Source organism: Pseudomonas sp. FP2196 (genome assembly GCF_030687715.1).
GTDB lineage: Bacteria > Pseudomonadota > Gammaproteobacteria > Pseudomonadales > Pseudomonadaceae > Aquipseudomonas.
In genome coordinates this window covers 2371803-2386359 of sequence record NZ_CP117445.1, presented here as the reverse complement: position 1 = coordinate 2386359, position 14557 = coordinate 2371803, and the positions used below count along the sequence as shown (strand labels likewise).

Below are 14557 nucleotides of genomic sequence, written 5' to 3'. Positions count from 1 at the left end.
TTCCTTAACGCAGACTGGATTTGAGTTCAATAAACCGGCGCGTGGCGAGCAGCCCGGCGGGATGCGCATGCCGGGCCGGTGCGAGCCAGGGGATCAACGTCGCGATTTGTGCGTGGCCGTCCTGCCCTTGCAGCGCCACAGTGATTTGCTGCACATCAGGATCCTGTTCGGGAACTTCGATGGGCGACTGGGTCTGGGCGTGTCGACGCAACGCAGTGGCTTTGGTTGCGGACTTCCAGTCGCCGGCAATCCAGTCGTGTACCAATTGTTTTTCGTAGGCACTGAACACGCCGAACATCGCCGCGCCGTCGCCATCGATCAACTGCCAGAAGCGGCTGTTCTGTGGGTCTTCCTGGCGTTTGATCCAGCCTTTGTCTTGCAGTGCTTGCAGGAAACCGGGCAGATGCTCCGGCTCAGCCAGCCATTGGTTGACGGTTTTACCCTCGAAGCGGCAATAGTCCGAGTGCATGTGCTGGGCGAACGGGCACTTGCGTTCGAGCATCGCGAGCAATTCACCTTCGAGATCAAACCCTTCAATGATCGCGCGACTGCCCTGCCCCAGATCATTGAGTCGATATCCCTGTGATACCCGACGCAGGAAATCAGCGCGATCCGCCTCAAGCGGCAACAGATCCAGCACGGCTTGCACGGCTTTTTGCGCATGGCCGGTACTGGCGTTGTCGATGGTCACGTGCAGAGTGAAATAGTACGGATCGATGCCCAGTTCACTGAGTTCGTAGCTGCTGATAAGCAAGTGCAACGGCAGTTGTTCGTAACCCAGGTTGTATCCGATCACCTCCGGCAAAAACTCTTCACCGCAAGCGCCGAGCGCAAGTTGCAGCGCGCCTTGCAGGTAACGTTCATCGTCGAGGGGGCTGGCGTGTTCGAGATCGTGTTCAGCGAGCAGTTTGCGGTAGATCACCACATGGTTCTGCGCCGGATTGCCCTCGCCGAGCTCTTCCAGATAGGTGCAGAGCAAACCGCTGAAACGCGGGTCGCGCCAGTGCTGCAACAAGCCGTATAACCAGGCGCCGTCAACCAGCTTGGTCGGCGCCACCGCTTGCAGAAAATACAGCGCGTGGGCCTTGCTGGTGAAGAATTGACGGGGGCCGCCAGCCTTGCGTTGTTGCAGATAGTCCGCGTACTGCCGGGCAACATCGGCACAGTGCGCGGCGACCCACGCGTGCCAGTCAGAAGTGTCCTGCGGCAGCTCTTCGGGCAACTCTGCGGCACATTTCAACTGTTCAGTCAGGAATGATCGCGCAAGGGCTTGCGGGCTTTCTTCACGCAGCAACACTTCATAAATGCCACGAATATTTCCGGCGGGATCCATCGCTTGTGCTTGGGCTGGCACAGATTGCAGGGGTGTCAGGACAGTCATGGCAAAGTTCTCGGTCGGTTGGCAGGACGCTGTTTCGTACGCCTCTACAGCAGCAGAGAGGCGGCGCGTACCAAAAATTCAATCGACGTGAAAATTGCCCGGACGGACGGCGAGCCTCCGCCCCTGGAGTGGCTGACGAAGGCTGCGATATTTCGGTCTTGGTTTATGCCGTGCCCTTGGCCTGCTGCTCCAGATGCACCTGCAAATCAGGATCTATCTGCAGCGCCGCCGCCAGTTCATCCAGGTAATTACGCTCGGCGTCCTGCTGGTCATCCACCAGCATCACGCTGGCCAGGTACATTTCGGCGGCTACCGCCGGGTCGTTGTTTGCGGACTGCGCGACCTCGTTGGGGTCAAGTGGTTTGGCGACTTCTGCATCCAGCCATTGCTGCAGTTGGGGATCCTCGGTGTGCTTGCCGATTTCGCTGCTGATCAGGTGCTTTTCCGTCTCATCGATGCGCCCGTCAGCCTTGGCTGCAGCGATCAATGCGCGCAACACGGCGTGGCTGTGTTCTTCGATTTCCGGGCCGGCCAGCAAATTGGCCGTCTGTGGCGTCTGTTGCGGTGCGTTGCTGGCCTGGCTGCGCTGCCAGGCTTGATATGCCTGGAACGCCATCATCCCCAACGACGCCAGCGCTGCATAATTGGTCCCGCCTGAACGGCTTTGCGTGCCTGCACCGCCACCCAACGCACCGCCCAAACCGCCACCGCCGCCGAGCAAGCCACCGAGCAAGCCACCCAGGCCACCGAGCCCGCCGGCCGCAGATCCGCCGCGTGTACCGGTGGAGTCCGCACCACCGAGCAAACCGCCCAGCAATCCACCGAGACCACCCAGACCGGCACCCGCCGAGGCGCCACTTTGTTGTCCCGCCGAGGCCTGGCCCCGCAGCAGTTGTTCAAGCAAATCGCTGGTGTTCATGACGTCATCCTCAGGCATTGGCATTGACTGCGTCTGGCAACGATAGACCCCTGCGGCCATTGCGCCAACACCGTTTGGCTGAGGCCGATAAAGCCTACCGATTTCGCCTGCGTATTTTTTCCGAGGCCAGCTAAGATTCAGGGATGGTGAACCTTATCCCGGCCAAACCGGTCGATAGCTGCAACCCCGACCCGGTTTTCCGGCGCCCTTTGCCCAGGGTGATAACCGGTTTGCTTCACTTTTTGGAGAACGCCCCCGTGATATCAACCGTCCACATTGCCAGGCTCAAGGCCTGGGGCGCCCATGGTTTTACCGCGACCGGCGTGGTTACGGCGTTTCTGGCCACCCTCGCCCTGCTGGAAAACCAGCCCGTCCACTGCTTGATGTGGCTGGGTGTGGCGCTGATCGTCGACGGACTCGACGGCGCACTGGCGCGTAAGGTCAATGTGCAATCAGTGCTGCCGAGTTTCGACGGCTCTATCCTCGATCTGGTGATCGATTACCTGACTTATGTATTCATTCCTGCACTGTTTATCTATCGCTATATTCCGCTGCCCGATTACACGTTGCTGCTGACGGTGTCGCTGATTCTGGTGTCATCGCTGTTCTGCTTCTGCAACGTCAATATGAAGAGCAAGGACAACTACTTTGTCGGTTTCCCGGCCGCGTGGAACGTGGTTGCGTTGTGTCTGTACATCATTGGGCCTGGGCCGTGGATTACCTTCCTGACGGTGATTGGTCTGGCGTTGCTGACGGTGACACGGATGAAGTTCCTGCACCCGTTCAGGGTGCGCCGGTTTATGCCGATCAACATTGCCGTGACGGCGATCTGGTTGTTGTGCAGCCTTTCACTGGTGCTCAACCACCCGGTAATCAACCCGATGGTGATGGGTTTATGGTTGCTGATGTCGGCATATTTTCTGGGGATCTGCATCTGGCGCACGGCGCTGGAGTGGTTTGATCGGTCACAATTGAAGTAGGTACGAGCCACAACAAATCCCCCTGTAGGAGTGAGCCTGCTCGCGATAGCGGTGTGTCAGCCAAAGATTTTTTGACTGAGTGACCGCAGTCGCGAGCAGGCTCACACCTCCAGCTAATTTTCTTTGAATCTGGACTAGCGTTTGGTAATCACCACCTCCAGATAGTCACTCGGCACCACTAACGAGTCCTGCCCCGCCCGATTCGACCGATTCAGCAGATCCGCCAGATCATTTTCCAGCGCCTGGCCGCTTTCCGGCGGTAGCGCCGCAAACGCCTTGTGCACCGGCCCATACCAATGGCGAAAGATATCGATGAAGTGCGCCGCCGAGCGATAGCGAAAGTTAAAGCTGCGACGAGTCGCCTGCACGACAAAATCCTGATCCTTGAAGTGCTCATGCAGCCACGCTTCTGTACCCCAGTTTGACGGCGGTTGTGCGCCGGCTGGCGGCGGCAGATGCCGGCCAAGGGTTTTGAACATCTGACCGACGAAGCCTTCCGGGGTCCAGTTGGCCAGACCGATACGCCCACCGGGACGGCAGACCCGCCCCAATTCGGCGGCAGCGGTGGCTTGATCCGGGGCGAACATCACCCCGAACGTCGACAACACCGCGGCAAAGCTGTTATCGGCAAAGGGCAAGGCTTCGGCGTCGGCGACTTGAAAGGTCACATCCAGATGCTCGGCCCGGGCGCGATCCTGGCCACGCTCAAGCAGCGCAGCAACATAGTCAGTCGAGGTCACCAGACAACCGCGCCGCGCCGCCGCCAGCGTCGCGTTACCGTTGCCGGCCGCGACGTCCAGCACGTCCTCATCGCAGCGCAGATCGCAGGCCTCGGCGAGGTTTTCGCCAACAATTTGTAACGTGGTGCCGATCACGGCGTAGTCGCCACTGGCCCAGGCGACTTTCTGGCGTTCCTTCAAGGCAGTGAGATCAATCGGGGTACTCATGAATGGGTGCTCCGCTACAGGTTGGATCGAACGTTACTCGGCGGTGGTCGGGTCGATGACCGCCATTACCCGCGAAACACTGTTGGCCGGGAATCCACCGAGCCGCGCGTGCTCGCGCACCTGCTCTTCATCGGGGGCGATGTACACGCAATAAATCTTGTCGCCAGTCACATAGCTCTGCAGCCACTGCACCTGTGGCCCGAGTTCCTGCAACACCTTGCAGGACGTTTGCGACACCGCTTTGAGTTCTTGCTCCGACAGCTTCCCGGCTCCCGGAATCTCGCGTTCAATCACGAATTTCGGCATGGCAACCTCGCGTGCTTCTTGTTATGTAACGTGTGTGATAGAGCCAACAGCGGCCCTGCTCGCCCACTATCTCGCCGAGTACGGTTGGCGTCCCTGCCGATCGTCTGGCGAGCCCGGAAAATGGGGGTTTACCGATGAGTGGGGGGAATCTGTCAAGCGGGTGCAACACCCTTGGCATTGCCAGCCCTGGTCGATTGGTTTCTTATGCGCTTTCGCCCTCCGAACGGACTCGTCTCATGCCCATGCGTCTCGACTGGCTTGCCCGCCACCTGCAGCACAGCGACGCCTATGCCGCGTGGATCCATCAACAATTTCACTATGAGTACGCGCATCAACCATTGGTCGAGTGGCAGCGTGAATTTGCCGAGGGCCAAAGCAATGGCGACTGGTCTTGTTTGGTTGCTCTGGACGGTGAACGGCTAGTGGGCGGCGCTGCGCTGGCTCGCGATGATCTTGCTCAGCGCCCCGATCTGGGTCCTTGGCTGGCTTGCGTATTCGTCGATCCCGCCGCTCGCGGGCAAGGTCTGGCGGAGCAGTTAGTCGAAGGGATTTGTCAGGAAGCGAAAAGCCGCGGCGTGCCGCGGCTGTATCTTCACACGCAAACCAGACAGGATTACTACGCCAAGCGCGGCTGGCAGGTCTTGGAGCGTTTCCACGCCTGGGACAACGAACAATGGCTCATGGTGCGTGACCTATGAGCCATCGAGATTCGCCGATCAGGCAGCAGGCGCCTTGGCCTCTTCCAGCAGCTGCTGAATCATCTGCTCCTGCGCCTCGTAGCGCCCCTCGCCGAAGTGGCTGTAACGCATCTGGCCCTTGGCATCGATCAGGTAATGGGCCGGCCAGTATTGATTTTCGAAACTGCGCCAGATCGCATAGTTGTTGTCGATGGCTACCGGGTAGGTGATGCCGAGCTTTTTCACCTGATCCTTGACGTTGTCGATGATCCGTTCGAAGCCGTATTCCGGAGTGTGTACGCCGATCACGACGAGGCCGTCCTTGCCGTACTTCTGCTCCCACGCCTTGACGTACGGCAGGGTGCGCTGACAGTTGATGCAGTCATATGTCCAGAAATCCACCAGCACTACTTTGCCCCGCAGCGACTCAGCGCTCAGTTCCGGCGAATTCAGCCATTGCACCGCGCCAGCCAGGGACGGCATCGCGCCTTTGCTCTCATCCATCATCGAATCCGCACGAACCTTGCTGACAAAGTAGTCGACCACTTTCGGCACGTTTTCCAACACGCTTTTTTCGATGCTGGCAACGCTCTCGGAGGAGGTGCCGGCCAGTAGCGTTTTATCGGCACCGGTAGAAATCACCGCCGCTGCAGCGAGCACCGCAACACCGGCACCCCGACGAAACCAACCCGTGAACGGTATCGATGGTTTCAAGCGGTTGACCAGTCCACGCCCGGCGAAAATCAGCGTCCCCAGCGACAAGGCACTGCCCGCACCGTAGGCCAGCAGCAACAGGCTGGTCTGTGCATTGGCGCCTTGCAGCATCGCACCGGTGAGGATCACGCCAAGGATCGGCCCGGCGCACGGCGCCCACAACAGACCGGTGGCAACACCCAGCATGATCGATCCCATCGGGCCAGCCTTCTTCCGCGCATCCGGATCGAGGCGGTTGCCGAGCATGACAAACGGGCGCGTCAACCAGTCACCGATGCGCGCAGAAATCAGCGACAGGGCGAACAACGCCATCACGATCAGCGCGATGTGGCGGCCGCTGTTACTGGCTTCAATCACCCATTCGCTGCTGACCACGGCCAGGCTGGCGATCAAGGCAAAGGTCAGGGCCATGCCGCCGAGGGTCAGCAGGATCGAGGCACGACTGCGATTGGCCCCGGCAAACAGAAACGGCACCACCGGCAGGATGCAGGGGCTGAGGACGGTCAGCAGACCGCCGAGGAATGCGATGAGGTACATAAAGGTCACCCTGGATAAATGTGAACACTGAATCCTGTGCCGAGGACATCAGGCATTTTGGCTTTCAAGCCACTGCCCCTGCGGAGTGCGACTGGCGCCGTTTTCGGCAACCATCTGTCCTTGCGGTGTACGGCTGGAGCCATCCGCAGCAACCATCTGTCCTTGCGGTGTACGGCTGGAGCCGTCCGCAGCAACCATCTGTCCTTGCGGTGTACGGCTGGAGCCGTCCGCCGCGATCAAGGCGTCGCTGGCCTTTTTGGCCATCGGCGTCAGTTGAAAACAGCTGCCGTTGTTGCAGCTATGCTGTTCAACCGCAGCATTGGCATGGGCCGCTACACCGGCGAAAGCGAAAGCAACAGCAGTAAGAAAGCGTGAGACGTTGTTCATGGTGAGGCTCCTGAAAGGGGTGATGACTCAGTTGTCGTTGTTGCAGCCGTCAGCGAATTTGCTGTAATCGAGAACTCGGGTTTTGCCGGCCGAATCCAGGTAGGTCATTTGCGCATCGACGATGCCGCAGGTCACCGAGTTGTCCTGTGTCAGCGAGATCACTTTCTGGATATCCAGATGGGTGCCGTAGGTGTAGGTTTGCGCGGCGACATCCGCCTCGGCGCGGGCCGACAGGGTGCAGATGTTCAGGGCGGCGAACAGGCAGGCAGCGAATACGGATTTGTTGTTCATGGTGTTTTCCTCAAGGCTTCAATGGATAGATCGTTGATTGAGCCGAGGCTGTCTGGTGTGCCTCGATGGAGCTCATTTAAAGCTCGCGAGGTATCCCGCATGTGTCGGGAAGCGGCGGGTATAAATGGTTGTGTATCCTTGCCACCGGTGGATACACAGCGATACAAAGCCCTGAAAAAACCGTGCTTTTGCGTCCCCGTGTATCGGTCGTCACGGCAGATACACTGCAATACAAAGGCAGGCAGGCGAGCCGTTGCAGGCTCTATAGACTGCACGTCATCTCCACTTTGCTAGAGGTCTGGCCCCATGGAACATGTCGATCACATCCTGATCGTCGACGACGACCGCGAGATCCGCGAACTGGTCGGCAATTACCTGAAGAAAAACGGCCTGCGCACTACTGTCGTTGCTGATGGCCGGCAGATGCGCAGTTTTCTGGAAGCCAATACCGTCGACCTGATCGTGCTCGACATCATGATGCCCGGCGACGATGGCCTGCAGTTGTGTCGCGAACTGCGCGTCGGCAAGCACAAAGCCACGCCGGTCTTGATGCTGACCGCCCGCAACGATGAAACCGATCGGATCATCGGTCTGGAAATGGGCGCCGACGACTACCTGACCAAACCTTTCGCCGCCCGTGAATTGCTCGCGCGGATCAACGCCGTGCTGCGCCGCACGCGAATGCTGCCGCCGAATCTGGTGGTCACCGAAGCCGGTCGATTGCTGGCGTTCGGCCGTTGGCAACTGGACACCTCGGCCCGCCACCTGCTGGACAAGGACGGCACCATGGTGGCGCTGAGTGGCGCCGAATATCGCTTGCTGCGGGTATTTCTCGATCATCCGCAACGGGTACTCAGCCGCGATCAACTGCTCAACCTGACCCAGGGCCGTGACGCCGACCTGTTCGATCGTTCGATTGATCTGCTGGTCAGCCGTCTGCGCCAGCGCCTGCTGGATGACGCCCGCGAACCGGCGTACATCAAGACCGTGCGCAGCGAAGGTTATGTATTCTCACTGCCGGTCGAGATCCTCGGTGCCACGGCATGACCCTCAATCTGCACTGGCCGCGCACCCTCGCCTCGCGGGTGTCGCTGATTTTTCTGGTCGGGCTGATCCTCGCCCAGGCGCTGTCGTTCGGTGCGCAGTATTACGAGCGTTACCAAAGTGCGAAAGACACGATGCTGGGCAATCTGGAAACCGACGTCTCGACCTCGATTGCGATCCTTGATCGCTTGCCCTCCGAGGAGCGCCCGGCCTGGCTCAAGCGTCTGGCGCGGAAAAACTACGGTTATCTGCTGAGCGAAGGTGACCGCGGTACGCCGATCAAGCCTGCCGATGTGCCCGTTGCGGTCACTTCGATCACTGAAGCCATCGGCGAAAAATACCCCCTGACCTTCACCGACATTCCCGGTCCGAAAAAACACTTTCAGGGCCATTTGCGCCTGAGCGACGGCAGTCCGGTGACCATCGACGTGCGTCCGGCGATGGTACCGCTGTCGCCTTGGTTGCCGGTGGTGCTGCTCGGCCAATTGGCGCTGATGATCGCCTGCACTTGGCTGGCAGTACGCATCGCCATCCGCCCGCTCACGCGCCTGGCCAACGCCGTGGAAACGCTTGACCCCAACGCCCACCCGATCCATCTGGACGAGACAGGCCCGAACGAGGTGATCTACGCCGCCCGCGCCTTCAACGCGATGCAGGCGCGTATCGCCGCCTACCTCAAAGAACGCATGCAACTGCTGGCGGCGATCTCCCACGACCTGCAAACCCCTATCACGCGGATGAAGCTGCGCGCCGAGTTCATGGACGATTCGGCGGAACGGGACAAACTGTGCAACGACCTCGGTGAGATGGAACACCTGGTGCGCGAAGGCGTGGCCTACGCCCGCAGCATCCACGGATCAACCGAAGAGAGTCGACGCACCAACATGGATTCATTCCTCGAAAGCCTGGTGTTCGACTATCAGGACATGGGCAAGGACGTGCATCTGGTCGGCAAGAGTGAGGTGGTGGTCGACACCCGCCCGCACGCGTTGCGCCGGGTGCTGGTCAACCTGACCGACAACGCCCTGAAGTTCGCCGGTGCCGCTGAGGTGTGGGTCGAGGCGAACAAGGGCAGCCTGTCGATCACCGTCATGGATCGCGGCCCGGGCATTGCCGAAGCGGAACTTACGCAGGTGATGGAACCGTTCTACCGCGTGGAAAACTCGCGTAATCGCGACACCGGTGGTACGGGTTTGGGGTTGGCTATTGCGCAGCAATTGGCGATGGCGCTCGGTGGTTCGCTGATTCTGAGCAACCGTGAGGGCGGTGGGTTGTGTGCGGAGCTGAAACTTCCCCTGATATCCTGAAAACACCTCAATACCCGCTCCCACAGAGTCTTGCGGTGATTCAAAGAATCCCGATCACGCCGTCATCATGCATGTGCTGCAACAACGCCAAGCCGTTATCCATGAACGACGCATCTGCCTGCTGCCCTGCCTCCTGCGCCAATCCCTGCAACTGCTCACGCCCGGTCAATGCAGGGAACTCACCGATGCGCTGCAACAACCGCCACGCCAGCGGGCTCAATTGCGAAAACTTCACGCTGAAATCCTCTGCACGCCGAACCAGCAACAGCGTCGGTTCGGTCGGAGCCAGTGAAGGCTGATGCTCCGGCGACAGCACCTGCACGGGCCATGCGTATGCCAATGGCCAGGCCAGCGCCGAGACCTGCAATCGTCGCTCCAGCAACAACCCCGGATCCGTCGCCGGCAACGGCTCGGCGTCGGACTGCTGCAAGACCATTTCAACCCATTCGTAATGCGCCAGCTCCAGCAAAAACGCCGGCCACTCGCCCTCACGCAAGACAGCCGGTTCAGAAGCGAGATAATCGACAAACGCCTCGGCGATCTCACCGAATTTCGGCGTCTGCGCACGGTAGTCACGCAAAAAGCCACGAACCAGCGCACGCCAGCGTTGATCGCCGATGATCTGGATCAGCACCGGAAAGGTGCCGCTCAACAATTGCGAGAGATTATTGAACACCAGGTCGCGATACACATTGACCCGCGCGGCGTTCATTTCGGTTGGTGGCATCTGCTGATCGGGATCACGCAGATAGCGCGTCAGCGCCTGTTGTTGCAGGAAAAGATTATCCACGGCTGACCTCCTGTTTTTGCAGGCGGCGAATGGTCTGTAACTCGGCCAGCAACTCGGTAAACGCCGGGAAGTTGAAATCCCGCTCCAGCAGCGTCGGCCGTGCGCCGAACCGGGTATAGGCCTTGGCCAGCAACGACCACACCACCGGTTTTACCGAAGCGCCATGGGTGTCGATCTTCAGCGTATCGGACTCATCGAAATGCCCGGCCACGTGCATACCGACCACCCTGCCCGGCTCGATCCGGGCAAGAAAATCCTGCGGATCAAATCCGTGGTTGATCGAATTGACGTAGACGTTGTTGACGTCCAGAAGCAGATCGCAGTCGGCCTCGCGCAGCACGGCGTTGGTGAAGGTCACTTCGTCCATGTCCTGACGCGGTGCGGCGTAATAGGAGACGTTTTCTACCGCCAGGCGCCGACCGAGGATGTCCTGGGATTGGCGGATGCGAGCGGCGACGTGGTGCACCGCTTCCTCGGTGAACGGCAGTGGCAGCAAGTCGTAGAGATGGCCGTCGTCGCTGCAATAGCTCAGGTGTTCGCTGTAATGCTGCACTTGGTGATGGTCGAGAAACACTCGCACTTCTTGCAGAAAACCGATGTCCAGCGGCGCCGGCCCGCCAAGCGACAACGACAATCCATGGCAGGACAACGGATAGCGCTCGGCCAGCTCGCGCAACGCAGCGCCATTGGCACCGCCGACGCCGATCCAGTTTTCCGGAGCGACTTCAAGAAAGTCGAAATCGCCGGTGCGCGCGGCTTGCAGGTCTTTCAACAGACCACGACGCAGACCCAGGCCGACGCTGGGTGGCGGTGATGATTGAGGAGTTTGCATGGGGGCTGACCTCGGGTGATTGGCCCTCCCAGTTGAGCCTTCGGCTGTATCGCCACTGTGTTCAGTCAACCCGATATATGCAGCCGCGTGTATCCCCCAGCCAACGTGATACACAGCGATACATCCCGCTCCTGATCGGCATAATTCCCTGTAGGAGTGAGCCTGCTTGCGATAGCGTTATTTCAGTCAAATCAGGAGTGACTGACCCAACGATATCGCGAGCAGGCTCACTCCTACATTTTGCTCAGTGTTTGTCGCAAAAACGGGGCTAGACTCTTTCATGACCCAGTCGAGGGGGCCGCAGGACTTTAGTTGTGCCCTGCCCGTTTCCATGACCACCGCCCGGTGGCGCATGCCTCGACCCTCAACGCCGCCGGACTGTGATCCTGTTTCAGGAGCACATGTGATGGATGAGTCCCGACTCAACGAGTTCATGGGCAAACTGGTCAACGACATGGGCGGCGCGGCGATGCTGGCCAATGTCATCGTCGGCGAAGAACTCGGGCTGTACCGTGCGATGGCCGACAGTCAGCCGATCAGCGCCGAAGCCCTCGCCGCAAAAACCACCTGCAACCCACGTCTGGTGCGCGAATGGCTCAGCGCGCACGCCGCCTCTGGCTACATGGAGCACCGCGATGGCCAATTCCGACTGCCGGAAGAACAGGCATTGGCGCTGGCGGTCGAGGACTCGCCGGTGTACGTCGCCGGCGGACTGGGCGTGGTGGCGTCGTTTTTCCATGACAAGGACAAACTGGTCAAAGCCATGCGCGGCAACGGTGCCCTGCCCTGGGGCGATCACCATCCGTGCATGTTCACCGGCACTGAACGGTTTTTCCGTCCCGGCTATAAAGGGCACCTGATCGCCGAATGGTTACCGGCGCTGGATGGCGTCGTCGCCAAACTGGAAAAAGGCGCGAAAGTTGCTGACATCGGCTGCGGCCACGGTGCCTCGACGGTGATCATGGCCCAAGCGTTTCCCAACTCGCGCTTCGTCGGTTACGACTACCACGCACCGTCGGTCACCGTCGCCACCGAACGCGCCGAAGAAGGGGGCGTCAGCAGCCGGGCGAAGTTTTTCCAGGGCACGGCGAAAAGTTACCCCGGTGATGACTACGATCTGATCTGCTATTTCGACTGCCTGCACGACATGGGCGACCCGGTCGGTGCGGCGCGTCACGCTTACGACTCGCTGAAAGATGACGGCACGGTGTTGCTGGTCGAGCCGTTTGCCAACGACACGCTGGACGACAACATCAACCCGGTCGGACGGCTGTTTTACGCAGCGTCGACATTCATTTGCACACCGAACTCGCTGTCCCAGGAAGTTGGCCTCGGTCTCGGCGCACAAGCGGGGGAAATGCGTCTGCGCAAAGTATTTAGCGAGGCGGGGTTCAAACACTTCCGACGCGCCACGCAAACACCGTTCAACCTGATTCTGGAGGCGCGTAAGTAAGTCGCGCGGATCGCGTGCTAACCTGCTGGCACCGTCCTCCCCGGAGCGCTGACCATGCTCGACAGCCCGATCCGCGAACACCTCGACACGCTGCAACAGGCGATGGCCGATGGTGACTTTCTGGTACTGACCGGCGCCGGCATCAGCACGCCATCGGGCATCCCCGATTACCGCGACAGCGACGGTGTGCGCCGAGGCCGGCAGCCAATGATGTATCAGGAGTTCCTCGCCGCTCCCGAATCACGCCGTCGTTATTGGGCGCGGGCGATGCTCGGCTGGCCTCGGGTGCGCCAGGCGCGGCCGAATGCGGCGCACGAGGCACTGGCCGGTTTGCAGAGCCAAGGACGGATCAGCGCTTTGATCACGCAAAACGTCGACACCTTGCACGATCAGGCTGGCAGCCACGACGTCATCGAACTGCATGGCAGTTTGCACCGTGTGCTGTGCCTGGATTGCGGTCAGCGCAGTGAGCGCGATGCAATTCAGCGCTTGATGGAAATGCACAATCCGTATCTGGCCGGCGTCGACGCAGTACAGGCACCGGACGGCGATACCCTGCTCGATCCGGCGTTCGAAGCGCGGTTTCAGGTGCCGCACTGCCCGCATTGCGCCGGTGAGCGGATGAAACCGGATGTGGTGTTTTTCGGCGAAAACGTCGCGCAACCCACCGCGACCCGTGCCATGGCGGCGGCGGAAAATGCGGCGGGGATGTTGGTGGTGGGGTCGTCGTTGATGGCCTATTCGGCGTTTCGCCTGTGCCGGGTGATCGCGGATCGGGGCAAGCCGTTGATTGCGATCAATCTGGGCAAGACCCGGGCGGATGATTTGCTGGACTTGAAGATTGAGGGGTCTTGCGAAGCGTTGTTGCCGCTGCTGGCGCAACGCCTGATCTCCTGAACACCAATTGCCCGTGTAGGCGCTGCCGAAGGCTCGGGATTAGTGCTCGGCCTTGAGAATATCGAACAACGCCTGCGCTGCCGCCGACAACTCGTTCCCCGGCTCAGTCAACACACCAATCGCCCGCTCGACCGAATCATTCAACGTCAGGCACCGTGCCCCCAATTCCTGCATCTGCGCGGCACACAATGCTGGCACCGCGCTGACCCCCAATCCACTGGCAACCATGCGCCCGACCGTGGCCAGTTGATGGCTTTCAAACTCCACCGGCAACTTCATCCCTCGCGCCTGCAAGTGTTCTTCGAGCATCACCCGCACCGTCGATGGTCGCTGCAAGGTGATGAACGGTTCCTGCAACAAGGTTTGCCAATCTGTTTCGGCAAGATCCGCCAGCGGTGAATCCTGCGGCACCACCGCCACAAAGCGATCCATATAGAGAGGTGTGAAGGTCATCGAGGTGTTCTGCATCGGCTCGAACGCCACGCCCAACTCCACCTGGCGGTCGCGAACCATTTCCAGCACTTGCTCGTTGATCACGTCATTGACCGTCACGTTGACGTTCGGATAACGCGCACGAAAGGTCTTGAGGATCGGCGGCAGCAAATTGCCGGCAAACGACGGCATCGCCGCCAACGTCACCCGCCCGCGTTGCAGGCTGAAGCGCTGGCGCATTTCGTCTTCGGCATTGTCCCAGTCGGCGATCAGGCGTCGGGCCAGTGGCAGCAGCGATTCGCCCTCGGCGGTCAGCGCCACGTTACGTGTGTTGCGGCTGAACAGACGCCCGCCCAAGCCCTCTTCCAGCGCCTTGATGGTCAGGCTCAGGGCTGATTGCGACAGGTGCAACCGCTCGCAAGCCACAGCGAAACTCAGGCTCTGGGCCACGGCGAGAAAGGCGCGGATCTGCTTGATGGTCATAGCCGATGTCTTCCTGATCGTTGATGATGAACGCCGCTCCAACTGCAGGAGCTGCCGAACGCGGCCCGAGCCTTCGGCCGCTCCTACAGTGAATCAATATCAATTGTTGAGCTTTATCTATCAATCAACCTTAAAAATCAACTTAACAAATATATCCACCGGCGCGACACTCCAACCATT

At 60.0% G+C, this 14557-nt stretch carries 16 protein-coding genes; 6 read left to right on the top strand and 10 right to left on the bottom strand.

The features are described 5' to 3' along the window. Positions 1-4: 4 nt before the first annotated feature. On the bottom strand, positions 5-1381 hold the full coding sequence (locus PSH79_RS10730; protein ID WP_305442637.1) for an iron-containing redox enzyme family protein: 1377 nt from the start codon (positions 1379-1381) through the stop codon (positions 5-7). 163 nt (positions 1382-1544) lie between these two features. Then, positions 1545-2300 (bottom strand): tellurite resistance TerB family protein, encoded by a 756-nt coding sequence (locus PSH79_RS10725; protein WP_305442635.1) that lies wholly within the window; start codon positions 2298-2300, stop codon positions 1545-1547. Positions 2301-2557: 257 nt separating this feature from the next. On the opposite strand from PSH79_RS10725, the gene pcsA reads away from it, so the two are divergent. After that, positions 2558-3280 carry a phosphatidylcholine synthase gene (pcsA, locus tag PSH79_RS10720; RefSeq protein WP_103306921.1) on the top strand — a complete coding sequence of 241 codons (723 nt, stop codon included), beginning with the start codon at positions 2558-2560 and terminating at the stop codon, positions 3278-3280. Between the two features lie 134 nt (positions 3281-3414). Here the strand turns inward: pcsA and PSH79_RS10715 are convergent, their stop codons facing one another. Both PSH79_RS10715 and PSH79_RS10710 read right to left on the bottom strand, forming a co-directional pair. Further along, positions 3415-4227 (bottom strand): class I SAM-dependent methyltransferase, encoded by an 813-nt coding sequence (locus PSH79_RS10715; protein ID WP_305442633.1) that lies wholly within the window; start codon positions 4225-4227, stop codon positions 3415-3417. Positions 4228-4260: 33 nt separating this feature from the next. Then, positions 4261-4533, bottom strand: coding sequence for a DUF4242 domain-containing protein (locus PSH79_RS10710; protein ID WP_305442632.1), 273 nt, complete (start codon positions 4531-4533; stop codon positions 4261-4263). Between the two features lie 236 nt (positions 4534-4769). On the opposite strand from PSH79_RS10710, the gene PSH79_RS10705 reads away from it, so the two are divergent. Next, positions 4770-5231: a GNAT family N-acetyltransferase gene (locus PSH79_RS10705; protein ID WP_305442630.1), complete on the top strand. Its 462-nt coding sequence runs from the start codon at positions 4770-4772 to the stop codon at positions 5229-5231. A gap of 18 nt (positions 5232-5249) precedes the next feature. Here the strand turns inward: PSH79_RS10705 and PSH79_RS10700 are convergent, their stop codons facing one another. Genes PSH79_RS10700 through PSH79_RS10690 form a run of 3 tightly spaced genes read right to left on the bottom strand, consistent with a single transcriptional unit; the run spans position 5250 to position 7139 of the window. Then, positions 5250-6461 (bottom strand): cytochrome c biogenesis protein DipZ, encoded by a 1212-nt coding sequence (locus PSH79_RS10700; RefSeq protein WP_305442628.1) that lies wholly within the window; start codon positions 6459-6461, stop codon positions 5250-5252. 48 nt (positions 6462-6509) lie between these two features. Continuing rightward, positions 6510-6848: a hypothetical protein gene (locus tag PSH79_RS10695; protein WP_305442626.1), complete on the bottom strand. Its 339-nt coding sequence runs from the start codon at positions 6846-6848 to the stop codon at positions 6510-6512. Positions 6849-6875: 27 nt separating this feature from the next. Next, positions 6876-7139, bottom strand: a complete 264-nt coding sequence (locus PSH79_RS10690; RefSeq protein ID WP_305442624.1) for a DUF2790 domain-containing protein — start codon at positions 7137-7139, stop codon at positions 6876-6878. Positions 7140-7445: 306 nt separating this feature from the next. Between PSH79_RS10690 and PSH79_RS10685 the strand changes: the two genes are divergently transcribed. Then, complete coding sequence (locus tag PSH79_RS10685; RefSeq protein ID WP_305442622.1) at positions 7446-8186, top strand: response regulator; 741 nt, start codon at positions 7446-7448, stop codon at positions 8184-8186. Beyond that, positions 8183-9490 (top strand): HAMP domain-containing sensor histidine kinase, encoded by a 1308-nt coding sequence (locus tag PSH79_RS10680; protein ID WP_305442620.1) that lies wholly within the window; start codon positions 8183-8185, stop codon positions 9488-9490. Before PSH79_RS10685 ends, PSH79_RS10680 begins: the two co-directional genes overlap by 4 nt. Before the next feature lie 40 nt (positions 9491-9530). Here the strand turns inward: PSH79_RS10680 and PSH79_RS10675 are convergent, their stop codons facing one another. Further along, positions 9531-10280 carry a DUF2063 domain-containing protein gene (locus tag PSH79_RS10675; RefSeq protein WP_305442618.1) on the bottom strand — a complete coding sequence of 250 codons (750 nt, stop codon included), beginning with the start codon at positions 10278-10280 and terminating at the stop codon, positions 9531-9533. Beyond that, positions 10273-11112 (bottom strand): DUF692 domain-containing protein, encoded by an 840-nt coding sequence (locus PSH79_RS10670; RefSeq protein ID WP_305442615.1) that lies wholly within the window; start codon positions 11110-11112, stop codon positions 10273-10275. The genes PSH79_RS10675 and PSH79_RS10670 overlap by 8 nt, the downstream gene beginning before the upstream one ends. A gap of 406 nt (positions 11113-11518) precedes the next feature. Between PSH79_RS10670 and PSH79_RS10665 the strand changes: the two genes are divergently transcribed. Both PSH79_RS10665 and PSH79_RS10660 read left to right on the top strand, forming a co-directional pair. Next, entirely contained in the window at positions 11519-12565 is a 1047-nt protein-coding gene (locus PSH79_RS10665) for a class I SAM-dependent methyltransferase (protein ID WP_305442613.1), read from the top strand. 54 nt (positions 12566-12619) lie between these two features. Continuing rightward, on the top strand, positions 12620-13462 hold the full coding sequence (locus tag PSH79_RS10660) for an NAD-dependent protein deacetylase (RefSeq protein WP_305442611.1): 843 nt from the start codon (positions 12620-12622) through the stop codon (positions 13460-13462). A gap of 39 nt (positions 13463-13501) precedes the next feature. Here PSH79_RS10660 and PSH79_RS10655 read toward each other — a convergent pair whose 3' ends face one another. Further along, entirely contained in the window at positions 13502-14377 is an 876-nt protein-coding gene (locus PSH79_RS10655; protein WP_305442609.1) for a LysR family transcriptional regulator, read from the bottom strand. Positions 14378-14557 lie beyond the last annotated feature (180 nt).